Here is a 22,945-nt window from a genome sequence, read left to right as displayed (position 1 = left end):
ATGGCGCGCAGGATCACGCGGCCGGCGGGACGGCTCTTCTGGAAATTCTTCCTCTCGATCCTGCTGGCGCAGGTGGCGGCAGCAGTCGGCATCGGCAGCTACTTCTGGCTGCGCGAACAGGCACGCCTGTCGACCACTGCGACGGGCATCGAGACCGGGCCGCCAGCCGGTTTCCTGCTCGACGCGAGCGCGATCGCCCTGAAACACGGCGGCTTGCCTGCGCTGCGCGAGATCGTCGGAAAGATGACGCGGCATACGGTCTTGGTCATCGATCCGACAGGACGCGAACTGCTCGGACGCAGCGTCGCGCCGGCGGTCCTCGCCCAGGCGCGGCGCGAACTTGGCGCCGACCTCCCGTTCCGTCCCGTGCGCGAACTGCTTGCCCCTGATGGACAGCGACTGCTGGCTTTCGTGCCGCGCCACCTGCATGCGGGCGCGCTGCATTCCGTGCTTGCCGGCGCGGGTGCGCCTCCCGGCCAGGGCGCCAGTGGCGGCCGCGGCGAAGCGCGCCCCTCGCACGCCGGTGCGCACGCGGGCCCCGACGGTGGCCCGGGTTTTGCGCGCGGCGGCGGTCCACGCGGCCACGTCGGCCCGTTCGGCCCCGGCTGGCAATTGAACAACCCGATCCCGCTGCTGGCCAGCGTGATCGTCAGCCTGCTGTTCGCCCTGCTGCTGGCCTGGTATTTTTCGCGTCCGATCCGTGCCCTGCGCAATGCCTTCGAAGCCGCCGCGGCCGGCGACCTGGCGCCGCGTTTCGCCGGCAGCAAGAGCAGCGGCGGCGACGAACTGAACGACCTGGGACGCGATTTTGACCGCATGAGCGGCCGCCTGCGCGCCCTGATGGATGGCCAGCGCCGCCTGCTGCACGATGTCTCGCACGAACTGCGCTCGCCGCTGGCGCGCCTGCAGGCGGCGATCGGCCTGGCGCACCAGCAGCCCGACAAAATCGCGACATCGCTCGAACGCATCGAGCGCGAGAGCGTGCGCATGGATAAACTGGTCGGCGAACTGTTGACGCTGTCGCGCCTGGAGGCGAACCCGGAGCTCCCGAAAATCGAACTGGTCGACATGGGAGAGCTGGTCGACGGCGTCGCGTCCGACGCGCGTTTCGAGGCCGGCCCCGATGGTCCCGCTATCGCCGTCCGGATCGCGGGCGAACTGCAGGTGGCCGTGCGCGGCGCGCCCGACCTGCTGTGGCGCGCGATCGAGAACGTGGTACGCAACGCCGTCAAGCATGGCGGCGCGGGCGGCGCCGTCGAATTGGCGCTGCGCTGCGACACCGCCTGGGTGTATGTCGACGTGCTCGATCGCGGCCCCGGCATCGCGCCGGGCGACCTGCCGACCATCTTCCAGCCCTTCTTCCGCTCGAATCCGTCGAATAACAACGTCGACGGCCACGGCCTGGGCCTGGCGATCGCCGAACGCGTGGTGCACGCGCATGGCGGCACGATCCGGGCGACGAACCGCGAGGGTGGCGGGCTGCAGGTGGCGATCGTGCTGCCGCTCTAACGGTCGTACCAGTAGCGCGCGTGATCGCGGCGGTGTTCACTCGTCGTGATGTGCCGCGCGAATTCAAAGGTAATGGCGCCCGATTCGTCGGTGCGCAGGCGTTGGATGGCCAGCTCGCCATAGCGTTCAAACACTTCCTTTTTCGGGTGCCGGTAACGATTCCGGTGGCCGACCTGGAACACGCCGATCGACGGCCTGACCGCGGCCAGGAAGGCCGGCGTGGAAGAGGTGCCGCTGCCGTGATGGGGCGCGAGCAGGACGTCGGCGCGCACCTGGTCCGGCGCCGCATTCACCAGTGCCGCCTCCTGCGCCGCTTCAATGTCGCCGGCCAGCAGGATCGCCCTTCCCCCCGCCGATATGCGCAAGGTGCAGCTGCGCGCGTTGGCCTTCAGGCCGGCGGTGTCGTAGCTGGCAAGCGCCGGATGCAGCATCTCGAACACGACGCCGTCCCATTCCCAGCGCTGCCCGGCGCTGCAGCGCGTGTGGTGCTTTGCTGCCGCGACGACCCGGTGCCCCTCCCCCAGCGAACTGCTCACATGGTCGACCGGCAGCGCATCGAGCAGGGTCAATGCGCCGCCGGCGTGATCGAGGTCGCTGTGTGAGACGACCAGCGTGTCGAGGTGCCTGATGCCACGCGCGCGCAGGTAAGGCAGGATAACGCGGCTGCCCGCGTCCTGCGCCGGCGCGTATTGCGGACCGGTGTCGTAAAGCAGCCGGTGCCGTGCCGTTTCGACCAGCAGCGCCATGCCCTGCCCGACGTCGAAGGCGGTGACCGTGAACTGGCCGCGCGCCGGATGCGCCGGCTGCAGCAGGAACAGCGGCAGCCAGGCCGCCGCACCGGCCCAGCGATGCGGCCAGCCGCGCGGCGCCAGCATCCAGGCGGTGCCGAGCAAGGCCAACGCGAACAGCCAGGGTGGCGGCGCCGGCGCGCTCCAGACAGCCAGCGGCAGCGCGGCGAGCCACTCCAGGGACTTGGCCAGCAAGGCGAGCGCCAGATGGGCAATCCACAGCACCGGTCCTGCCAGCGCCGCAGGCAGGAAGCTGCCGACCAGAGCCAGCGGGGTAACGACGAAGCTGACGACCGGAATCGCGACTGCATTGGCGAGCGGGCCGACCAACGACACCTGCGAGAACAGCAGCAGCGTCAAGGGCACCAGGCCAAGCGTGACCGCGTACTGCGCGCGCGCGGCCAGGCGCAGCGTGCCGCGCCAGCCAGGGGCGCCTTCTTCCATCCTGCCCAGGCCCGCATACAGGATGACGCCGACCGCGCCGAACGACAGCCAGAAGCCCGGCCACAGCACGGCCCAGGGGTCGAGCAGCACGACCAGTCCGAGCGCCAGGCACAGGATGTGCGACACGCTTGTCGCGCGTCCCATCCACAAGGCGGCCGCCACGACGGCCAGCATGTAGAGCGTGCGCTGGGCCGGCACGCCGAAGCCGGCCAGCAGCACGTACAAGAGCGCGGCAAGCGCGCCGCCAAGGGCCGCCACCTTTTGCGCGGGCAGGAGCAGGGGCAGTTGGGCGTTCGTGAAGAAGGAGTGGCGCCAGAGCGTTGATATTCCCAGGGCCGCCAGTCCCGCCACCATCGTGATGTGCAGCCCGGAGATGGCGACCAGGTGGCTCACGCCGGTGCGGTTGAACACATCCCAGTCGGGCTGCTCGATGCCGCGCTGGTCGCCGACCACCAGTGCGACGATCACGCCGGCATAGGGTTCATTGGCCAGCGCTTCGAGGATGCGCGTGCGCAGGATATCGCGGCTGCGTTCGACGATGTGGCCAGGGCGCAGGACGAAATCGTCGAGCCGGCGGTTGCCAGGGGCCACGCGCACGTAGCCGGTCGCGCGTATGCCCTGCCCCAGCAGCCAGGCTTCGTAGTCGAAGCCATGCGGGTTGGCGTTACCGTGCGGGCGCTGCAGGCGTACGGTCAGGCGCCAGCGCTGGCCGGGACGTAGTTGCAGTTTCTCGTCCTCACCGCGATACCAGGACAGCGCCAGCGTCGGCGGCACTCCGGTTGCACTGGTCAGCACATCTTCGACGGTGAATTGAAAGCGCACACCCTGGCCGAAGTCGTGCGGCAGCTTGGCGACCGTGCCGACGATCTCGATGTCGCGGCCTTCGTCGGCTTTGTCGAGTTGGGGCGCGAGGGCCAGGTGGGCGATGAAGGCGGCCCAGCAGAAGCCGAACAAGGTGCCGGCGATGGCGCCGCGCACGGGGCCGCGCACGGCGAGCAGCAGGGCGAGCGCTGCGGCTGCACAGGCTGCGATCTGCCAGGCCTCAGGCAGCGTGGCGCGGGTTTGCAGGAAGGCGGCACCGGCGACGAAGCCGAGGATGGTGGAGCGCATTGTGCGCTGGCTGATGGGCAGCGGGATCGTCAGGCCTCGGGCAGGCGCAACGACTTGGCTGATGCGTTGTCGGGCGACGCGGGACGCGCGCGTTTCGCCGGGACGGGCGTGTGAAAGCGGATGCTTGACGTGATCTTGTCCCAGAGCGCCATGGCGGCGTCTTCCGACATCGACGTGGAAACCGGTTCCTGATCGCCTTCGCCGGTGGTCATTTTGAAAACAAAGTGCGGAACGAGTACGTTGTCTACTGTTCCGGCGACTTCCCACCAGAATGAATAACCGACAGTATCATTCATCTCGGCGTAACGTGTGACCAGTTCATCGCCGGTAATGCCGGCAATTTGTCGCGGTGCTGCGCGCAGAGTGGATATGCGCCACCGTTCGGCCAGTGTCAACCTTGCATCCGTGTCTGCGCTCCTTTCGAGCAAGCTCTGACGAGAGGGCTTGTTCCCGGCAGCCAGAATGGTCAGGAACTCGATGTCCGGGTGGCTTGGCAACTGGGCGGACATCATGATCTCTTCGCCCTGATCGGCCGTCAGCGGATCGCGGAACCAGGCGCGGTCGATGCAGAAGCCCGGTTCGGTTGGGATCTGGTTGCGCGGGTTCGGTACCAGCTTCGCGACCAGCCTGGGCAGGTCTTCGATGTTGTCGGGGTTGTAATCGCCTGCCGCCACAGCAAAGCTCATCCCATGGCCGTGCACCATGGCTTCGATCGCCACTCCTTCATCCCGGTAATGCTCCAGTTCCAGCCCCCTGTTTCGCGTGCCTTCCGTCACTTTGTGGCCATGGACAAAAATCTTGCCGATGACGCCGTTGTCCGTCTTTACCTCCCGAACCGATCGGAGGTTCTTGTTCCCCCCAAACTGATCCGGCGTCGCCCGCAGCTCGGCCTCGCGCTGCGCAAGGCGGACGTAAAAGGCGGCTTCCGGCTCGTCGAAGGACGAAATGTCGAAGCCATCGATGCGCGGCCCGCGCAACTCGAGGCGTGTCTCTTGCGGCAGGTCGATGAGAAACCTGCCGATGCAGACGGACTTCATGTTTGTCGTCATGCGCGCCACATCGGCTTGATCACGGTGCGCCGCCTCGGCCTCGCGCACCTGGCCGGCGACCAGGCTTGCCGCCACGCCGGCGAATGCCAGGGCGGCGAACAGGGCGCCCAGCCTGTTGCGCAAGGGACGCGTCATGCCGTTTCCCCGCTGCCGCTGGCGGCCTGCCCCGGCTCGTCGGCCAGGCGCACCAGGCGCCAGGTACCGCGACGCTCGATCGACCTTGCCGCGCCGCCCGAACGGCCGAAGGCGCCGGGCGGGGCGGCAAAGCTTGCCGGCGGCAGCAGGCTGCCCCGGGCGAACCAGCGGGTTCCGTCGAGCGCGCGCGAATCCTCGCATTGCCACCAGCCGCTGGCGGGACAGGAAACGCCGGTGGCGGCGACGCTGCCGAGCGGCATGGCTTGCGGCTCCAGGATGCCGGTATCTACCGAGGGCGTGGCCTGCGCCAGCGGCAGCGGCGAGTGCGCGCGGTCGCGGGTGCGGGCGCGCTTGTCGATCAGTTTCCACGAAGTTTGCGTCGGGCTTTCCACACTCGGCTGGATGCGCCTGAACTTTTCCCACAGCGTCCGCGGCGGCAGCAGCAGCGCCTGCGGCATCCGCTCGCCCTTGTTGACATACCGGCGCTGCCCACCGAGCACGCCGGTGCCGTTGCCGCCGACGCTGCAACGCCACCAGCCGCTTTCCGGGCAAGGCTCGCCTGCCCAGGCGTAGGCGCCGAGGGGCGTGGGCGGCGGCTCGGCAGCAATTGGTTTGGGCGGCTCCGCAGGGCGCAATCGAATGCTGGACGATATCTTGTCCCACAGAGCAATTGTGGCTCCTTGAGACAACGAGGTAGGAACAGGTCGGTTGCTACCTTTTCCAGTCGTCATCTTGAAGACGAAATGCGGAACAAGGACGTTGTCCTCCGTCCCCTTGACCTCCCACCAAAAGCTATAACCGGTCGTGTCATTCAGCTCAGCGACACGCGTTACTATCTCGTCGCCGGTAACGCCGTCAATCGCCCGTGGCGCTGCGCGAAGGTTGACTACGCGTTTCTTTTCATCCGGTGTCAATCTTGCCTCGATATCCGCACTCCTCTCTAACAAGCTTTGCTTATCGGGCTTGAGTCCGGCGGCCAGAATGGCTGTCAATTCGATGTCCGGATGGCTGGGCAACTGGGCGAACATCATGATTCGTTCTCCCTGGTCGGCGGTCAGGGGATCACGGAACCACGCTCGGTGGATGCAAAACCCCGGTTCTGTAGGTGCGCGGCCATCCGGATTCGGCACGAGCTTGGAGACCAACCTAGGTAGATTTTCGATTTTATTGGGGTCGTAATCGACCGCTGACAGATCGAAGCTCATGCCCCTTCCATGCACAAGGGCCTCGACTGAAACACCTTCATAACGGTAGCGCTCTAGCTCCAGACCCCTTGCCTGGGTGCCTTCCATCACTGTCCGGCTATGTACGAAAATCTTGCCTACGATGCCGTTGTCGGTTTTTACCTCCCTAATCGATTCGAGGTTCTTGTTTCCTCCGAGTCGGTCTGGTGCCGCCCGCAGGCGCGCTTCGCGCTGCGCAAGGCGGACCTGAAACTCATCTTCCGGCTCATCGAAAGACGAGATATCAAGCCCATGGATGCGCGGCCGTGCCAGCTCAAGCCGGGTTTCCTCAGGCAAGTCGATCAGAAACCTTCCTATACATACCGTCGTCATTTTCTGCGTCATGCGTGCTACCTCATCTTTGTCCCGTTGCGCCGCCTCGCGCTTTTCCCGAACCTCGCCGACGGCCCAGGCGCCCATCAATCCGACGATGACCAACCCGGCCAGCAGCTTGGCCAGCCCGTTCCGGAGCCAACGCTTCACGGCATCTCCTGGACGATCTTCACGATCAGGCGTAACGTCAGCATCAACATATCGGAATGGTTGTACGCCCCCTGATGGTCGTATCCTTGCGTCGCGAAAACCTGTTTTGCCTTCCCGCTCGGCCCCATGCCTGACTGGTGAGGGACCGTACCGTCGCCACGGGCGTCCTGCTCTTCGAGCTCGAAAAGCAGGTCCGCCTTCTCTTCCAACCGGACGCGCCGCTGGCCGAGAGCAGTGTGACTAAGAAAACGTGCAGCCCCGACGTTTGCCGCTGTGACGACTGTTGCCGCCCCTGCCTGTTGCTTCGCGACCCAACGCACTCGGCCATACGATCGTCGGTACTGATCGGCGCCGTAAAAAGCGTAGGTATTCGGATGGTAATAATCGCCGAGGGCTCGGTGAAATTTCTCTGCAGTCTCAATTGCTGATTTGATAGCTTTTTCCACTCCGCCCGGTTTTTCTCGATACTTATCAGCCGGGTCTGACAATGCTGGGTTAATCAGGCGATACCAAGATGTCATGTCTCGGTACATGTCATACGGATTAGTCAATCTTCCGCCTGGAAGATGCAGATAATCGCTGGACGCCGGGCTGTTGGCTGCGACGCTAGCTTTCGTGGTGGCGGCTGCAGCTTGATGCTTGCCGATGGACGTCGTGATGCGGACATGCAGCCACGGTCCAGGATAGAGATGATTCGGCAGCAACTCGAGGGCACCGGGCGAGGTCGCAAGCACGGGGGTGGTTTTCTCGGTTGTTTCGCCGAGGATTTTCGCGAGGGCGGATGCTTCCATATTGTCGAGCGGATTGCTATCCGGACTCGAACTTTCGGTCCCGCAGGCCAAGCGGCGGTAGGCGGCCGGCGCCCCGTATGCGGGCATGGCGCCGTGAATGATACCCGCGATCTTGTCCGGAATGCGCTTGGCGCAGGCGCGTGTCACCAGGCCACCCATTGAGTGCGTCACGAGGATTACCTTGTCGCAACTACGTTTTGCCTGGGCCCAGAACTCAATGATCTCGAGAATGCGCTTTTCCAAGCGCTGCGACGATTGTTCGCAATCTTCCAGCCAGTTGTAGCCAACGGCGTAGACCGGGAAATAATGCCCTGCGTGTTTCACGAGGTGGTTTTCCGTCAGCGGTTCAAACTCGCGCACCCCCCACTTCTGCGGCTCGCACGCCATCACATCCTTCCAGTGCTGCTGGAGAACGCGCTTCTTTGTCTGTTCGTCGAACCCGAAGGTCTGGTTCAGGCGCGTCTGCAGCGCATGCAGCAAGATGCCATACGAGTCGGCATGGACCTCGCCCCACCCGCGCTGGCGCACATCCGCCTCTGTTAGCACATAACCGTCGACGGCGTCCAACAATGTGACGGCGCCAGCGTCGTCCACTTCCAGCGTCGGGCCATCGAATATTTCCTGGCGGTCCGCTGCTGAAAAACGGCCCCATTCAATCGAAGCATTCAGGCCCTCCTGCATGCCGTTAGGTGGACGCCAGGCCTTGTCTCCAAGCGGGACTTTCGCGTTCTTTTCGTTGATGATCCGCCCCAGACGCGGCTTCGCTTTCGCCTTCAGATTGGTCCCCATGATCCCAGGCACGACAATCACCGGAATCACGTGATTCGGCGGCACCAGACCCAGCCCCCTCACTGTGTATTCCGTCGAGGACGTGAATGAATGGACCGCCCAGCCACCGTTGGACAAGGGGGTAGGAGGCGGCAGTGGCCTGGTCGGTTCACTCATGGGGACGAATTCGGGGCTTCAGGGAAGTAGGTCGAAACGGACCGGCCCCAGCGTGGCAGTGTTGACAAGCGCCGTGCGCCCGTCTTCGTCGCTGACGCCGTCGACCGTGCTGCCGTCTTCCAGATACGCGGTGTAGCGCTGGTGGGGAAGTGGGTCGCGTGTCTGCAAGTGGCGCAAGACAACGCGCTCGTCTGTGCGGATTTTCGATGCTGCGAAATCGAGCGTCGCCGGGGACCCCCCGCCCGGCCCGCCGTGCACGATCGAGGCGGCCTTCACGACATGCTTCCCGCTGCTTTGCTGATCGATCGCGCCGTTCGCCCATTCCGTTGTCGCGCCCTTCGAGATAATTCGCACCAGCGGCGCCTCGATATAGATGGCTTCCGAAGAGACCAGGCTGATGCGCCCGGACGACATCAGGTCGATGCCGCCCTGATGCGCCTCGAGGGTGACGTTGCCGCGCGCCGCGACGAGCTTGATGCCGAGCGCGTGCGCGAAGCCCCGGATACCGCGCGCGGCGCGCACGAACACGTTGCCCCCGGCTGTGACGCCGACGTCGCCGCCGCTGACCACGTCAACCTTTTTTTCGGAGCCGAGTGCCACATTGTCCTGGCTGGCCAGCACCATCCCGGCCGGCGCGGTGACGGCGACGATCGGCGCCGCCCCGTCCCCGCCTGGCGCCGTGTTGCTCCCGTCTTCCCAGTGCTTCAGCTTCTCGGCCAGTTCGGCCAGGCGTGGGCTACTGGGCTCGTCGCCGGCATGCTGCTCGGCCAGCCTGGCCATTTCGTCGACCACGCTCTGCATCAATTCCGTCAGGCCGATCAGGCTGCTGCGCGCCAGTTGCCCGCCTTCGCCCTGCGATGCCGCCTCGGCGCTGATCAATACGCCCTTGCGCCCGCGGATCGCCACATGGGCATCGCTGCGCAGCTCCGCACCCTCCCCGCGCGCTTCGCCTTCGCCGTTGGCGCGCGGGCGCGTCAGCCAGCCGAGGTTCAGTTCGGAGGCGCCATGGTCGCTCGCCAGCTGGGCGCTGATCTGGCCGCGCGTGTCGTCGAAGCGCAGCTGGTTGCCGCGCTGCCCGCTCACTTCACGGCTGCGCAAGCCCGACAGGTAGCGGTTGCCGGGCAGGTCGCCGTTCGGGCTGAGCGCGGGCGGCGGCGCCTGGCCGCTGAACAGCTGGGCCAGCACGATCGGCTTGTCCGGGTCGCCGCCGAGAAAAGCCACCAGCACCTCGCTGCCGACGCGCGGCAGGCCGAGCGTGCCGCACTGCTGGGCACTGCCGGGACCGTTTCCCGCCCAGTTCGAGGCGACGCGGACCCAGGCCGAGTCGAGCGGCGAGCCCGACGCGCCGGCGCCGTGCGCGTGCGCGTGGTCACGCGTGCGCATGCCGGGAAAGCGGATCTTCACGCGGCCCAGGCTGTCGCAATGGACTTCCTCGCCCGCCGGGCCGACGACGATGGCGCTTTGCAGCTGCGGGTGCGGCAGATCGGCCCGTGCGTCGAATGCCGGCACGACCGGGACGCCGCGCCGCACGGCCGTGAACCCTACCTGTACCGGGGCGCTGCCGAGCGCTGCGCCCCAGCCGCTTTTTGCCAGCAGGCGTTCGATGCGCGCCGACATATCGCCCGGCAGGTTGTTGCGCACGCTGGCGTGGACTTCGGTAATGAGAAATTCGCGCTCGTTCTCCGGATGGGTATCGATCTCGGGATGTTCGGCGAGTACAAAGTATTGGCCGGCGCAGAAATCGCGCACCGTGCCTTCGCCATGAAAGCATTTCGCCTCGAAGCCGTGACGCGCCATGCGCAGCTGGCCGAGGCGCACGCTGTCCTCGATATCGTTGCCGGCATGCGGCGCCTCGACCAGGTAGTCGTCGAGGGTGGCCGCCAGGGCGTTGCCGTGCCCGCCCTGGTCGACATCGGCGCGGGCAGTGCTTGCCATGAACTGGCTGCCGGCGGGCTGCTTGTAATCCCAGCTGTGGCGGGACGTGGAACCCGGCTGCAGGCTGCGCGCCGCGCTCCAGGCGGTGATGGTGTCGCGGGCGTCGGTGGCGTCGTCGCGGTGGTAGCGCACGGTGCCGGCGGCATTCTGCGGCAGCTTGCCGGCGTCGGCGAACAGCACCAGCGTATGCGCGGGGATGCGGTCATGGGAGGGGTCGACGGCGCTGCCGCGGCTACGCCCGGGGCGCACGCACCAGGAGATGCCGCGCCGGCGCAGCAGGCGCCGGACAAACGCGGCGTCGGACTCGTTGTACTGCATGGTCTGTTCGCGCGCCGGATAGTCGGCCAGGTCGAGCAGCGCGTCGAGCTCGTATTCGAAGGCGCCGGCCAGCACCGCGTTCGCATGGCGCCATTCGTCGAACAGGACCTGCACGATGCCAAGCTCGTTCTGGTTGCGAAAGACGCGGCTGTTGAACCGCTTTTCCATGATCGCCAGCGCGTCGCGCAGCACCAGCTGGTAAGTCGTGAGGCCGCCGTCGCTGTCGCCGGAGCGCGCCTCGGTAATGATGCCGCACACGCTGCGCAGCGCGCCGCGGTCGGTGACGATCTGGATGTCGGCCGGCAGCGCAATGAATGCCTTGAGCGGCAGCGCCGGGTTGCTCGACACGCAGGCAACGCGGTACTCGATGCCCCCGCAAATCGATTCCGTGCCCGTGACCTGCTGCGGCAGCAGGACGTCGCCCTCGAGTCCCTCGGCATGCCCGAGCCGCAGGCGCAGAGCGCGGTGCGCCGTGCTCAGTGACTGTTCATGCCGTAGCACCCGCAGGAAGGCACTTGCGCTGTCCAATGTCGTCTCCCAGGCCGAAAGAAGCCATGGTCACACGAAGCCGACAATACCCGGTTGCGCCGTGTCATCGTGCCCGGGCCCGATGTGGCGAACTTTGCACGGTCTGGACACTCTTCTGTATGCGCGCACAGCCGAGTCCGGCCAGCACAAAAGGTTCCATCCAATCGCGGTTTTATTACGACAGCAACGCTGTCAAACGCGGAATCGCAGCCGCTGAACTGTGCCAGGCGGCGGCGCTTACCTCGGCCGTATCGAGGCCGCGTAGTACGGCCAGTGCCGCGCCGATCGCCGGCAGCTGCTCGGGGCTATTGCGCGCCGGATGAATCCAGCTTGGGGAAATGTCGGGCGCATCGGTTTCCAGCACGATCCGGTCCAAGGGCAGGCTGCTCGCCAGGCGCCGGATCTGCAGCGCGCGCGTAAACGTCATGGCGCCGCCGAACCCGAGATGCATGCCGAGCTTGATGAAGGTATTCGCCTGCTGCTCGCTGCCGTTGAAGGCGTGCGCGATACCGCCTGGCGGGGTCACCTGGCGCAGGTGTTTCAGCACCTGGTCTTGCGAACGGCGCACGTGGGTCAGCACCGGCAGGCCGAAGTCGCGCGCGATGCGCAGTTGTTCGCGAAAGAAGCGTTCCTGCTTCTCGCGCATGGCCGGTTCGCATAAGGAGGGGATGAAGAAATCGAGCCCGATCTCGCCGATCGCGACAAAACGCGGGTCGCTCATTGCCGCTTCGACGGCGGCGCGCAGCAGCACCAGGTCCTCGTCGCGCGCCTGCGGCACACAGATCGGGTGAATGCCGAGCGCGTAGCTGGCGTTCGGCGCCGTATGCGCCAGGCGTGCGACGGCGTCGAAGTTACCGCGTTCGACTGCCGGGATCACGATCATCGACACCCCGGCGCCCTCCGCCCGCGCCGCGATGCCGAGTGCATCGGCCCCGAATTCGTGTGCGTCCAGATGGCAGTGGGTATCGATCCACATGGTTTTTTTACTCCTCGAGCGGCACCAGCCCGTGTTCGGTCAGGCGCAAGGCGCGGTCGCAGCGGCGCGCCAGTTCCATGTCGTGGGTGACGATCACAAAGGCCGTGCCGAGGGTGCGCGAGAGTTCGAGCATCAGGTCGAAGATGACGAGCGCCGTCGTGTGGTCGAGGTTACCGGTCGGCTCGTCGGCCAGCACGCAGGCCGGCTGGGTGACAAGCGCACGGGCCAGCGCCACGCGCTGGCGTTCGCCGCCCGACAGTTCGCCGGGACGGTGGATGACGCGCTTGGCGAGACCGACGCGCGCCAGGATCGCCTGCGCCTGCTCGCTTGCCTGCGCGTGTTTGACGCGCCGGATCCGCAGCGGCATGGCGACGTTGTCGAGCGCCGAGAATTCGGGCAGCAGGTGGTGAAACTGGTAGACGAAGCCGAGCGACGAATTGCGCAACTCGCCACGGCGCGTTTCGGACAGGGTGGCGAAATCCTCGCCCAGCAGCGTTACCGAACCCTCGGTTGGCGTGTCCAGCCCGCCCAGCAGGTGCAGCAGCGTCGATTTACCCGAGCCGGAGGCGCCGACGATGGCGACCCGTTCGCCGCGACCGATGGTGAAATCGATCTTATCGAGCACCTGCACTTCGTAGTCTCCCTGCTTGAACGTCTTGGACAGGCCGCGGCAGGCCAGTACCGGCGTATTCGTGGAATCACTCATAGCGCAGTGCCTCCGCAGGTTTCACGCGCGACGCCGACCAGCTCGGATACAGGGTGGCGACGAACGACAGGATCACGGCAACGACGCCGATGCGGGTCACGTCCGGCCAGCGCAGGTCGGATGGAACGGCCGTGAATTGGTAAATATCCTTGGACAAGAACTGCACTCCCAATAACTGTTCAATGAATGGAACGATGACATCGATATTCAGCGCGACCAGCACGCCGCCGGCAACGCCTGCCGCGGTGCCGAGCAGGCCCGCGACCGCGCCCTGCACCATGAAGATCTTCATGATCGAGCGCGGCGAGGCGCCGAGCGTGCGCAGGATCGCGATGTCGGCCTGCTTGTCGGTCACCGTCATCACCAGCGTCGACACGAGATTGAAGGCCGCCACCGTCACGATCAGGGTCAGGATGATGAACATCATTTTTTTCTCGGTCTGTACGGCGCCGAACCACATGGCGTTGAGCTTCGACCAGTCGCGCATGACGAGATCGCCCGACATCGATTTTTTCAATTCCAGGGCCACCTGCGGCGCGGCGTGCATGTCCCGGACACGCAGGCGCAGGCCGGCCGGTGCGGCGAGGCGCTCCATCTTCTGCGCATCGGTCAGGCTGATGAAGGCCATGCTCGCGTCGAACTCGGCATGGCCCGCCTCGAAGATGCCGGACACCGTGAACGTGCGCATGCGCGGCAGCAGGCCCGCCGGTGTGGCCTGGGCCTGGGCCAGCAGCATGGTGACCTTGTCGCCGACCTGCAGGTTCAGGGCGCCCGCCAGCGCGTAGCCGAGCACGATGTTGAAGCTGCCGGGGGTGAGCGAATCGAGCCGGCCCTGGCGCATGGTGCCTGCCATATCCGAGACATTGCGTTCCGCTTCGGGCAGGATGCCGCGAATCACGGCCGGTCGCATCGCGCCCTCACGCTGCTGCAGCAGCGCTTCGCTCTGCACGAAGGGCGCGGCGCCGAGGACGGCCGGGTTGCGCAGCGCTTCTTGCGCGGCGTCCTGCCACTGCGGCATGTCGCCGCGCGCGTCGAACACCTCGATGTGCGCCAGCACCGACAGCATGCGGTCGGTGACCTGTTTCTGGAAGCCGTTCATCACCGACAGCACGATGATGAGCGCCGCCACGCCGAGCGCGATGCCCGCCACCGAGATCAGCGAAATGAAGGAGATGAAGCCGCTGTTGTCGCTGCCCTTGCCGGCGCGCGTGTAGCGCAGGCCGACCAGCCATTCGAACGGCAGTTTGTGGAGAATGCTCATGGTGCGCAGCTTATCAGGTCAGGAATGATCATTCGTAGCGCAGCGCCTGCGCCGGATTCACGCGCGCCGCCGCCCAGCTCGGGTAGAGCGTCGCCAGGAAGGCCAGCAGCACGGCCAGGCCGCCGATGCTCGCCACATCCGGCCAGCGCAGTTCCGACGGAATCTCGCTGATCAGGTAGATCTCCTTCGAGAGGAACTGGACTCCCAGCACGCGCTCGATCGCCGGCACGATAAGGTCGACATTCATCGCCACCGTGACGCCGAGCAGCACGCCGAGCGCGCTGCCGAGCAGGCCGACCAGGGTGCCCTGCACGATGAAGATCTTCATGATCGAGCGCGGCGACGCGCCCAGCGTGCGCAGGATCGCGATGTCCGACTGCTTGTCCTTCACCGTCATGACGAGCGTGGAGACCAGGTTGAAGGCGGCAACCGCGATGATCATCGCCAGGATGATGAACATCATGCGCTTTTGCGACTGCACGGCGGCGAACCAGATGGTGTTCACCTGCGACCAGTCGCGCAGCACCAGTTCCCCAGCCAGGCTGCGGCGCAACTCGGCCGCCACTTGCGGCGCCTGGTGCATGTCGCGCAGGCGCAGGCGCAGGCCGGCCGGGCCTTCGATGCGCGCGGCCGCGACAGCGTCGTCCAGATGGGCAAAAGCGAGCGTGGAATCGAATTCGTAGTGGCCGGCCTCGAAGATGCCGACCACCGTCAACGTCTGGGTGCGCGGCGCGGGCGGGGCGCCGCCGCTGCTGCCAGCGGACCCGAGCAACATCGTCACGCGTTCGCCGACTGTTACTTCCAGCGACTTGGCCAGTGCGCTCCCCAGCACGACGTTCATCGAGCCCGGCGTGAGGCTGTCGAAGCTGCCCTGGCGCATCTGCTGCGCCACTTCCGACACCTTGGATTCAAACGCCGGCAACACGCCGCGCAGCAGGGTCGGCTTCATCACGCCGTCGCGCAGCAGCATGCCCTGCACGTCGGCGAAGGGCGCGGCGGCCAGCACTTGCCCGTTGCGGGCCGCGGCACGCTCGACCGCGCGCCAGTCCGGCATGGCGCCGCGCACGTCGTAGACTTCGATATGGGCCAGCACTGACAGCATGCGGTCGGTCACTTCTTTCTGAAAACCGTTCATCACCGACAGCACGACGATCAGGGCCGCGACGCCGAGCGCGATGCCGCCCACGGAAATCATCGAAATGAAGGAAATGAAGCGGTTGCGGCCGCTGCGCTTGCCGGCGCGCGTATAGCGCAGCCCGACCAGCGCTTCGAACGGCAGCTTGTAGAGGATGCTCATGAATGTAAGTGTTTGACAACCGACCCGCAGTTTGCCACACAAAGCTCATCCATGACAGTGCGCCACCCCACGAAAGCCCCCTGCCGCGGCAGGAACTTACCGAGTCCGGCGCCGCTCGAATGGGTGATCTGCCCATCAGCGGAGACGACATGCCGCCGCAAGCGTTCGCAGCCTCCCTCTTTTACCTGCCGGGTTCGGCGGCCGACCACTCGCGCGCAGGCCATTTCGCCTACAATCACGGGATGTCCCAGATCACGCTCGTCCTTCCGTTCGCCCTCCCCATTCCCGAATTCGCACCCGACCTGGTGCGCGCCCTCGAGGCGCCGGCCCTGGCCTCGCTGCTGTCGCGTACCAGCAGCCACGCGCGCGTGCAGGTCGACGATGCGATCCGCGCCCTGCCGCACGAGCAATGGCTGGCCCGGGCGCTCGGTTTGCATGACGCCGGGCGTCCGGCGCTGGCCACGGCGGCGATGCGCGCCTGCGGCCTCACCCCAGAGGCGGGTACCTGGTTCATCGTCAATCCGGTCCATATCGAAATTGCGCGCACCCACTTGATGATGGGCGACCCCGGCATGCTGCACCTGCTTGAGGCCGACAGCCGCGCCCTGTTCGACACCGCCCTTCCGTATTTCGAGGAGGCGGGCCACACGCTCGTGTACGGCGACGCCGGCACCTGGTTCATGCGCGCCGACGACTGGGCGGACCTCGACACGTCCACGCTTGACGCCGCGCTCGGCATGGACCTGACCGACTGGATGCCGATCGGCACCCGCGCGGCGGCCTTTCGGCGCCTGCAGAACGAGGTGCAAATCCTTTGGCATACGCACCCGGTGAACCTGGCGCGCGAGGCGCGCCGCCTGACGCCCGTGAACGCGTTCTGGATCTGGGGCGGGGCCGATGCGGCACGCTTCCCGGCGCCAGACGCAAGGGCGCCGAAGCTGGCGGCCTTCGCTGCGCATGGCGGCGTCAACGCCCTGGCCGACACCCTCGTGGACGACCTGGCCCGGTTTTTCGTCGACCTCGGCGCCGGCGCCGGCCGCGACACCATCCTCTACTGCGCCAACGCGGCCCCGTATGCGGTCGGCGCCGACTGGGGCGGCTGGATCAACCAGCTGCAGCAGCTTGAAGCCGCGCTGTTCGCACCCATCTTGGACGCATTGATGAAGGGCCGCGTACGCAAAGTTGCCCTGGTGCTGAGCCACCGCGACGCGCATGCCGAATTCTCCACCACCGCCCTGGCGCAACGCACCTTCTGGCGCCGCCCTACCCTGGACCGACTGCTTTGACTACGCGCATTTCGACCCGCCCCTGCCCGCCGCGCCAGTCCGACATGCTGCGCCAGGGCGGCGTGCACCCTGTTTTGGCCCGCATCTACGCCGCGCGCGGCCTGCTCGACGTACGCGAACTGTCCTGCGAACTGACCGCCCTGGTGCCCCCCGGCGGCCTGAAACACATCGACGTGGCCGCAGTATTCCTGGCCGACGCCATCGCCGCCGGCAAGAAAATGACGATCGTCGCCGACTACGACTGCGACGGCGCCACCGCCTGCGCGACCGCCCTGAGGGGGCTGCGCGCGATGGGCGCGAACGTCGACTACATCGTGCCCGACCGCGTGGTGCACGGCTATGGCCTCACGCCCGAAATCGTCGAACTCACGGCGCGCGAAAAGGCACCCGACATCATCGTCACCGTCGACAACGGCATTGCCAGCGTCGACGGCGTGATCGAGGCGAACCGGCGCGGCATCGAAGTCGTCGTCACCGACCACCACCTGCCGGGCGATTTCCTGCCGCCGGCACGCGTGATCGTCAATCCGAACCAGCCCGAGTGCGGTTTTCCGAGCAAGAACCTGGCCGGGGTCGGCGTGGTCTTTTATGTATTGCTGGCCCTGCGCGCGGAAATGCGCCGGCGCGGCGTGTTCGATGCGCAGACCCAGCCGAAACTCGACAACCTGCTCGACCTGGTCGCCCTGGGCACCGTCGCCGACGTCGTGAAACTCGACGCCAACAACCGCATCCTGGTCGCGCAGGGCATCAAGCGCATGCGCGCCGGCCGCATGCATGCGGGCGTGGCGGCCCTGTTCCGGGTCGCCGGCCGCGAAGCGCGCTGCGCCTCGCCGTTCGACCTGGGCTTTGCCGTCGGCCCGCGCCTGAATGCGGCCGGACGCCTGCAAGACATGGCGCTCGGGATCGAATGTCTCACCACCGACGACGAAGGCCGCGCCTGGGCGATCGCCCAGCAGCTCAACGACATCAACCTGAAGCGGCGCGAGATCGAGGCCGACATGCAGGACACGGCGCTGCTGCACCTCGACGCGTTCGAGCCCACCGACAGCAGCACGATTACCGTCTTCGACGACGGCTGGCACCAGGGTGTGATCGGCATCGTCGCGTCGCGCCTGAAAGAAAAATTCTTCCGCCCGACGATCACCTTCGCTCCCGGCGGCCCGGGCTTGATCAAGGGCTCGGGACGTTCGATTCCGGGCTTTCACATGCGCGACGCGCTCGATCTGGTATCGAAAAGGGTACCGGGCCTGATCGACAAGTTCGGCGGCCATGCGATGGCGGCGGGCCTGACGATGAAGCACGAATCGTTCGAGGCCTTCCAGCAGGCCTTCGAAGCGGTCGGGCGCGCCTGGCTGACCCAGGCGCAGCTCGAGCGCGTGGTCGAGACCGACGGCCCGCTCGAAGACGAGTATTACACGACCTCCTTCATCGAACTGATGGATGGCCAGGTCTGGGGCCAGGGCTTCGCGCCGCCCGTGTTCTGCGACGAATTTCGCGTACTGAGCCAGCGCATCCTCAAAGAGAAGCACCTCAAGCTTCTGCTCGAGCGCAACGGGCGCCGCTATGACGCCATCTGGTTCGGCCATACCGACGGCCTGGGCGAACGCGCGCGGGTCGCCTTCCGGCTCGACGCCAACGAGTACAACGGCGTGACCAAGGTGCAGCTGCTGGTGGAGCACGCGGAGCCGGCGTAAACGCGCATTCGGGCGCCTGCGTAACGCGCTCGTACGGCTGTGCTCATCGGCCGCCGATGCCATGCTAATATTTATGCATTCCGGGCTGCGAGGCCATGGGCATCGGTCAAGAAAGGCATGGATGAGCGAACCACAGGAAGTTACCCTCGTTACGGGCGGCAGTTCCGGCATCGGCCGGGCGATCTGCGAAGCGCTGCTGGCGCAGGGCCGCAGCGTCGTCAATCTCGACTACCGGGCGCCCGACTGGGGCCACGACCGTCTCTTCTCGCTGCAGGCGGACCTGACCCGCCAGGACGAGATCGCGGGCGCCGCGCGCCAAATCACCACGACCTACGCCGTGACGGCCCTGGTCAACAACGCCGGCGCCACCCGTCCCGGCAGCATCGACAGCGCCACCATGGCTGACCTGGACGACGTCGTCGGCCTGCACCTGAAAGCCCCCATCCTGCTGGTCCAGGCCTGCCTGCCGGCCCTGCGCGCATCAGGACAGGGCCGCATCGTCAACATCGCGTCGCGCGCGGCACTGGGCAAACCCGAACGCATCGTCTATGCCAGCACCAAGGCCGGGCTGATTGGCCTGACGCGCACGCTGGCCCAGGAACTCGGCGCCGACGGCATCACCGTCAATGCCGTCGCGCCCGGACCGATCGCCACCGAGCTTTTCCGCAACAGTAATCCCGAGGGCGCGCCGCAGACCCAGCGTATTTTGGACAGCATCGTCGTCAAGCGCCTCGGCACGCCCGAGGATGTCGCGCGCGCCGCGCTGTTCTTCCTCGCGCCCGAGAATGGCTTCGTGACCGGCCAGGTGCTGTACGTCTGCGGCGGCACCACGCTCGGGGTCGCACCCATCTAGCACCTTTCGCCTTTACCACCATAACTATTCACTATTCAGGAGACCCGCCATGATTCGTTCCACCCTACCGAAGCGCCGCACGCTCGCCCTCGCCGCAGCTGCCCTTGGCGCCCTCGCGCTGGCGCCCTTCGCCGCCCAGGCCCAGGCCGCGTTCCCGAGCAAACCGATCACGATCGTCGTCGGCTTCTCGGCGGGCGGCACGACCGACACCCTGGCGCGCATCATCGGCCAGCACATGGGCCGCGAGCTGGGCCAGTCGGTGATGATCGATAACCGTCCCGGCGCCGGCGGCAATATCGGCACGCAGATGGTCGCGCGCGCCGCGGCCGACGGCCATACCCTGCTGATGGGTACCGTCGGCACGCACGCCATCAACCAGAGCCTGTACAAGAAGCTGGCCTTCGATCCGATCAAGGACTTCCAGCCGATCACCCGCGTGGCGCTGGTGCCGAACCTGCTGGTGGTCCATCCCTCGCAGCCCTACAAGACCGTCAAGGAGTTGATCGCGCATGCCAAGGCCAATCCCGGCAAGATCAACTTCGCTTCGTCCGGCAGCGGCACCTCGATCCACCTGTCGGCCGAGATGTTCAACCAGATGGCCGGCGTCGACATGCAGCACATCCCGTATAAAGGCAGCGCGCCTGCGCTGACCGACCTGCTGTCCGGGCAGACCGCGCTCATGTTCGACAACATGCCGTCGGTGATCAGCCACGTCCGGGCCGGAAAACTGCGGCCGCTGGCGGTGACGACGCCGCAGCGCTCGCCGGCCCTGCCCGACGTGCCGACGATCGCCGAAGCCGGCGTGCCGGGCTACAGCGCCACCTCCTGGTTCGGCCTGCTGGCCCCCGCCGGCACCCCGGCGCCGGTGGTGGCCAAGCTGAACGCCGCCATCCTCAAAGCGCTGGCCGATCCGGACGTGAAAAAGAAATTCGCCGAGCAAGGCGCCGAACCGCATGGCGAAAAGCCCGAGCAGTTCGCTGAATTCATCCGCAGCGAAACGGCGAAGTGGGGACAGACGGTGAAGAAGTCGGGCGCGACCGCCGACTGAACGTTCCACGGCTGGGGTCAGGTCTGACATTCGTACACGAACTCTGCTTTAGCACCACGATGTCGCGCCAGGCCCACCTGTACGGTTGAGGTCGTGTCTGAATGTCAACCTGACCCCAGCTTTTGCTTTCATTCGCATGAGAAGTTGTCTTGAGAACCATGACCGCCAGTCTAGTCGCAGCAGCGCTGTTCCTGTCCGATGTCACCGATGTCGCGGCGCAGGACTATGCGAAATACAGCCAGGAAGCCCTGGAGAAGGAACTGGTGCAGACCGCTACTGCGCGGTCCTCGGTCATGGTGCGCATGCGCGACGGCGTTGCGCTGTCGACCGACATCTATATGCCGAAAAACACGAAAGGCGCGCTCCCGACCATCCTGTGGAAGACGCCTTACAACGAAGGCAAGCTCAAGGGCGCGACACTGCGTTACGTGCTCGAATCGGTCAAACGCGGCTATACCTTCATCGTCCAGAACGAGCGCGGCCGCTATTTCTCGGGAGGGAAATGGGAGATCCTCGGCAATCCGCACACCGACGGTTACGACACCCTGTCCTGGATCGCCGGGCAGACCTGGTCGAACGGCAAGGTCGGCACGCTCGGTTGCTCGTCGTCGGCCGAATGGCAGCTGGCGCTCGCCGGGCTGAACCACCCGGCGCATGCGGCGATGGTGCCGATGGCGGCCGGCGCCGGTATCGGCAAGGTGGGACGTTTCCAGGAACAAGGCAACTGGTACACCGGGGGCGTGCCGCGCAACCTGTTCTTCGTCTGGCTGTATGGCGTCGACAATCCGCTGCGCGCCGAACTGCCGGCTTCCATTGTCGATGAAAAGCTGCGCGCACGGATCGAGGCATACAACGACCTCGATCCGGGCAAACCAAAGGTCGACTGGAACAAGCAGATCAAGCACCTGCCTGTCGACGGGCTATTGAGTTCGCTCGGCGAGCCGCCGTCGACCTTCGAGCAGTTCATCAAGCGCACCCCGGGCGATCCGGGCTGGCGCCAGGGCGGGTTGTATCACGACGACATGGGCTGGGGCGTGCCTGCGCTCTGGTTCAACAGCTGGTATGACGTGTCGATCGGGCCCAACCTCGAGCTGTTCAACCATGCGCGTGCGGCCAGCACCGACAAGGAGGCGAGCGCGAACCAGTATGCCGTGGTCGCGCCGGTGCCGCATTGCCAGTTCGCCAAGCTCGGCCCGGACACCACCGTCGGCGAACGCGCCATGGGCGACACCAGCTTCGATGTCGACGGCGCCGTGTTTGGCTGGTTCGACCGCTGGCTGAAAGGCAATGCCAGGGCCTTCCCCGCGAATACGCCGCGCGTGCGCTATTTCGAGATGGGCGCCAACCGCTGGCAGAGCGCAAGCCAATGGCCGCCCGAGAAGGCCAGGCCGATGCGGCTGTACCTGCGCTCTGGCGGCAAGGCCAATTCGCTCCATGGGGACGGCCGCCTCTCGGCCGAGCCGCCGACACAGGCCGAAGCGGCGGACCGTTACCGCTACGACCCGATGAATCCGGTGCAGACGATCGGCGGCGGCGACTGCTGCAACGGCGGCATCGTGGTGCCCGGCGCCTTCGACCAGCGTCAGGTCGAAGCCAGGACCGACGTGCTCGTCTACACCAGCGACCCGCTGCCCACACCGGTCAGCGTTGCGGGCTTCGTCGACGCGGTCTTGAACGTCTCCTCCAGCGCGAAGGATACCGATTTCTCGGTAAAACTGGTCGATGTCGCGCCTGACGGCACCGCCTGGATCATCGGCGACACGATCTTGCGCGCCCGTTACCGCAACGGTTTCGACAAGCCCGCAATGCTCACCCCCGGCGAAGTGGTGACGATCCGCCCGACCCCGATCGCGACTGCGATACAGTTCGGTGCGGGGCATCGGATCCGGGTCGAGGTGAGCTCGTCGAATTTCCCGAAATTCGTTCGCAACCTCAATACCGGCGGGCCGAACGAAAGCGAGAAGGTGGGTGTGGTGGCCGATAACGCGGTGCACCACGATGCCGGCAACCAGAGTTACATCGAGCTGCCGGTGCTGCGCTAGCGCGGGCAGTCGCAGCCGCGGTCGAATACCACCCGCCAGGTGCCCGGCCCTTCCAGCCGCCAGACCGAGTTGAAGCGCCGGATCTGCTTGCCGCCGGCATCGCGCACCGGGCCGCTGCTGTAGGCCAGCGTCCCCGATGCCAGCACCTCGACCTCATCGGGCTCCCACGAAAACGGCGCTTGCGGCTTGTCGAAATAGCCGCGCCAGGCCTGGGCCACCGCTTCCTTGCCGCGCGACGCAGCGCCGGGATGCATGAAGACCGCCTCGCGCGACAGGTAAGCGCTGAACGCCTCGAAGTCGCGCCGCGCCATCGTCGCGGCGAAGCCGCGTTCGGCTGCCATGACTTGCTGGCGCAAGTCGCCCGGGGCCACGCGCGAACCGCGCGCCATGCCGACGGCCGCCAGCGCAATGCAGGCCACCACCACCAACAACACTCCCGCCGATCGCCACCGCATTGGAATAACCTTTTCCTTCTGACAATTCGGCGCCAATTCTGTCACGGTCCACACGGCTTGACAACCATC

The 22,945-nt window shown here is 66.2% G+C and carries 16 protein-coding genes; 6 read left to right on the top strand and 10 right to left on the bottom strand.

Features of this window, described 5'->3' with window-relative positions; genetic code table 11:
• Nucleotides 1-1,509: a HAMP domain-containing sensor histidine kinase gene (locus ACHAC9_RS00545; protein ID WP_435756063.1), complete on the top strand. Its 1,509-nt coding sequence runs from the start codon at nt 1-3 to the stop codon at nt 1,507-1,509.
• On the opposite strand, the gene ACHAC9_RS00540 is transcribed toward ACHAC9_RS00545, so the two are convergent.
• The 9 genes from ACHAC9_RS00540 to ACHAC9_RS00500 all read right to left on the bottom strand — a co-directional run bounded on the left by ACHAC9_RS00540 (nt 1,506) and on the right by ACHAC9_RS00500 (nt 15,498).
• Nucleotides 1,506-3,851 (bottom strand): DNA internalization-related competence protein ComEC/Rec2, encoded by a 2,346-nt coding sequence (locus ACHAC9_RS00540; protein ID WP_435756061.1) that lies wholly within the window; start codon nt 3,849-3,851, stop codon nt 1,506-1,508. The genes ACHAC9_RS00545 and ACHAC9_RS00540 overlap by 4 nt on opposite strands.
• A gap of 29 nt (nt 3,852-3,880) precedes the next feature.
• On the bottom strand, nt 3,881-5,035 hold the full coding sequence (locus ACHAC9_RS00535; protein ID WP_435756059.1) for a T6SS immunity protein Tli4 family protein: 1,155 nt from the start codon (nt 5,033-5,035) through the stop codon (nt 3,881-3,883).
• A complete protein-coding gene (locus ACHAC9_RS00530) occupies nt 5,032-6,741 on the bottom strand; it encodes a T6SS immunity protein Tli4 family protein (protein WP_435756057.1) in 1,710 nt (569 codons plus the stop codon). Before ACHAC9_RS00530 ends, ACHAC9_RS00535 begins: the two co-directional genes overlap by 4 nt.
• Nucleotides 6,738-8,351, bottom strand: a complete 1,614-nt coding sequence (locus tag ACHAC9_RS00525; protein ID WP_435756055.1) for an esterase/lipase family protein — start codon at nt 8,349-8,351, stop codon at nt 6,738-6,740. Before ACHAC9_RS00525 ends, ACHAC9_RS00530 begins: the two co-directional genes overlap by 4 nt.
• Before the next feature lie 144 nt (nt 8,352-8,495).
• Entirely contained in the window at nt 8,496-11,258 is a 2,763-nt protein-coding gene (locus ACHAC9_RS00520) for a type VI secretion system Vgr family protein (RefSeq protein WP_435756053.1), read from the bottom strand.
• 175 nt (nt 11,259-11,433) lie between these two features.
• Entirely contained in the window at nt 11,434-12,234 is an 801-nt protein-coding gene (locus tag ACHAC9_RS00515) for a TatD family hydrolase (protein ID WP_435756051.1), read from the bottom strand.
• A gap of 7 nt (nt 12,235-12,241) precedes the next feature.
• Nucleotides 12,242-12,940, bottom strand: a complete 699-nt coding sequence (gene lolD, locus ACHAC9_RS00510; RefSeq protein WP_435756050.1) for a lipoprotein-releasing ABC transporter ATP-binding protein LolD — start codon at nt 12,938-12,940, stop codon at nt 12,242-12,244.
• On the bottom strand, nt 12,933-14,201 hold the full coding sequence (locus ACHAC9_RS00505) for a lipoprotein-releasing ABC transporter permease subunit (RefSeq protein WP_435756049.1): 1,269 nt from the start codon (nt 14,199-14,201) through the stop codon (nt 12,933-12,935). Before ACHAC9_RS00505 ends, lolD begins: the two co-directional genes overlap by 8 nt.
• 28 nt (nt 14,202-14,229) lie before the next feature.
• Entirely contained in the window at nt 14,230-15,498 is a 1,269-nt protein-coding gene (locus tag ACHAC9_RS00500; RefSeq protein ID WP_435756047.1) for a lipoprotein-releasing ABC transporter permease subunit, read from the bottom strand.
• 149 nt (nt 15,499-15,647) lie between these two features.
• Between ACHAC9_RS00500 and ACHAC9_RS00495 the strand changes: the two genes are divergently transcribed.
• The 5 genes from ACHAC9_RS00495 (at nt 15,648) to ACHAC9_RS00475 (ending at nt 22,421) form a co-directional block, all read left to right on the top strand.
• Nucleotides 15,648-16,784: a hypothetical protein gene (locus tag ACHAC9_RS00495; protein WP_435756045.1), complete on the top strand. Its 1,137-nt coding sequence runs from the start codon at nt 15,648-15,650 to the stop codon at nt 16,782-16,784.
• 44 nt (nt 16,785-16,828) lie between these two features.
• A complete protein-coding gene (gene recJ / locus ACHAC9_RS00490; protein WP_435757223.1) occupies nt 16,829-18,478 on the top strand; it encodes a single-stranded-DNA-specific exonuclease RecJ in 1,650 nt (549 codons plus the stop codon).
• Nucleotides 18,479-18,599: 121 nt separating this feature from the next.
• Nucleotides 18,600-19,331, top strand: a complete 732-nt coding sequence (locus ACHAC9_RS00485; RefSeq protein WP_435756043.1) for an SDR family NAD(P)-dependent oxidoreductase — start codon at nt 18,600-18,602, stop codon at nt 19,329-19,331.
• A gap of 49 nt (nt 19,332-19,380) precedes the next feature.
• On the top strand, nt 19,381-20,379 hold the full coding sequence (locus ACHAC9_RS00480; RefSeq protein WP_435756041.1) for a Bug family tripartite tricarboxylate transporter substrate binding protein: 999 nt from the start codon (nt 19,381-19,383) through the stop codon (nt 20,377-20,379).
• Between the two features lie 158 nt (nt 20,380-20,537).
• Nucleotides 20,538-22,421: a CocE/NonD family hydrolase gene (locus ACHAC9_RS00475; RefSeq protein ID WP_435756039.1), complete on the top strand. Its 1,884-nt coding sequence runs from the start codon at nt 20,538-20,540 to the stop codon at nt 22,419-22,421.
• Here ACHAC9_RS00475 and ACHAC9_RS00470 read toward each other — a convergent pair.
• Nucleotides 22,418-22,876, bottom strand: a complete 459-nt coding sequence (locus ACHAC9_RS00470; protein WP_435756037.1) for a YybH family protein — start codon at nt 22,874-22,876, stop codon at nt 22,418-22,420. The two genes, ACHAC9_RS00475 and ACHAC9_RS00470, sit on opposite strands and share 4 nt — an antisense overlap.
• Nucleotides 22,877-22,945 lie beyond the last annotated feature (69 nt).

It is taken from the genome of Massilia sp. CMS3.1 (assembly GCF_051262535.1).
In the GTDB taxonomy this organism is placed as follows: Bacteria; Pseudomonadota; Gammaproteobacteria; order Burkholderiales; family Burkholderiaceae_D; genus Telluria.
The sequence above is the reverse complement of the archived record's forward strand: the minus strand, read 5'-3'. Positions and strand labels throughout refer to the sequence as shown.

What these genes read in the sequence shown, in the direction of transcription:
- ACHAC9_RS00545 (WP_435756063.1), top strand. Translation starts at nt 1, where the DNA reads ATGGCGCGCAGGATCACGCGGCCGGCGGGACGGCTCTTCTGGAAATTC.
- ACHAC9_RS00540 (WP_435756061.1), bottom strand. Translation starts at nt 3,851, where the DNA reads ATGCGCTCCACCATCCTCGGCTTCGTCGCCGGTGCCGCCTTCCTGCAA.
- ACHAC9_RS00535 (WP_435756059.1), bottom strand. Translation starts at nt 5,035, where the DNA reads ATGACGCGTCCCTTGCGCAACAGGCTGGGCGCCCTGTTCGCCGCCCTG.
- ACHAC9_RS00515 (WP_435756051.1), bottom strand. Translation starts at nt 12,234, where the DNA reads ATGTGGATCGATACCCACTGCCATCTGGACGCACACGAATTCGGGGCC.
- lolD (WP_435756050.1), bottom strand. Translation starts at nt 12,940, where the DNA reads ATGAGTGATTCCACGAATACGCCGGTACTGGCCTGCCGCGGCCTGTCC.
- ACHAC9_RS00505 (WP_435756049.1), bottom strand. Translation starts at nt 14,201, where the DNA reads ATGAGCATTCTCCACAAACTGCCGTTCGAATGGCTGGTCGGCCTGCGC.
- ACHAC9_RS00500 (WP_435756047.1), bottom strand. Translation starts at nt 15,498, where the DNA reads ATGAGCATCCTCTACAAGCTGCCGTTCGAAGCGCTGGTCGGGCTGCGC.
- ACHAC9_RS00495 (WP_435756045.1), top strand. Translation starts at nt 15,648, where the DNA reads ATGCCGCCGCAAGCGTTCGCAGCCTCCCTCTTTTACCTGCCGGGTTCG.
- recJ (WP_435757223.1), top strand. Translation starts at nt 16,829, where the DNA reads ATGCTGCGCCAGGGCGGCGTGCACCCTGTTTTGGCCCGCATCTACGCC.
- ACHAC9_RS00485 (WP_435756043.1), top strand. Translation starts at nt 18,600, where the DNA reads ATGAGCGAACCACAGGAAGTTACCCTCGTTACGGGCGGCAGTTCCGGC.
- ACHAC9_RS00480 (WP_435756041.1), top strand. Translation starts at nt 19,381, where the DNA reads ATGATTCGTTCCACCCTACCGAAGCGCCGCACGCTCGCCCTCGCCGCA.
- ACHAC9_RS00475 (WP_435756039.1), top strand. Translation starts at nt 20,538, where the DNA reads ATGACCGCCAGTCTAGTCGCAGCAGCGCTGTTCCTGTCCGATGTCACC.
- ACHAC9_RS00470 (WP_435756037.1), bottom strand. Translation starts at nt 22,876, where the DNA reads ATGCGGTGGCGATCGGCGGGAGTGTTGTTGGTGGTGGTGGCCTGCATT.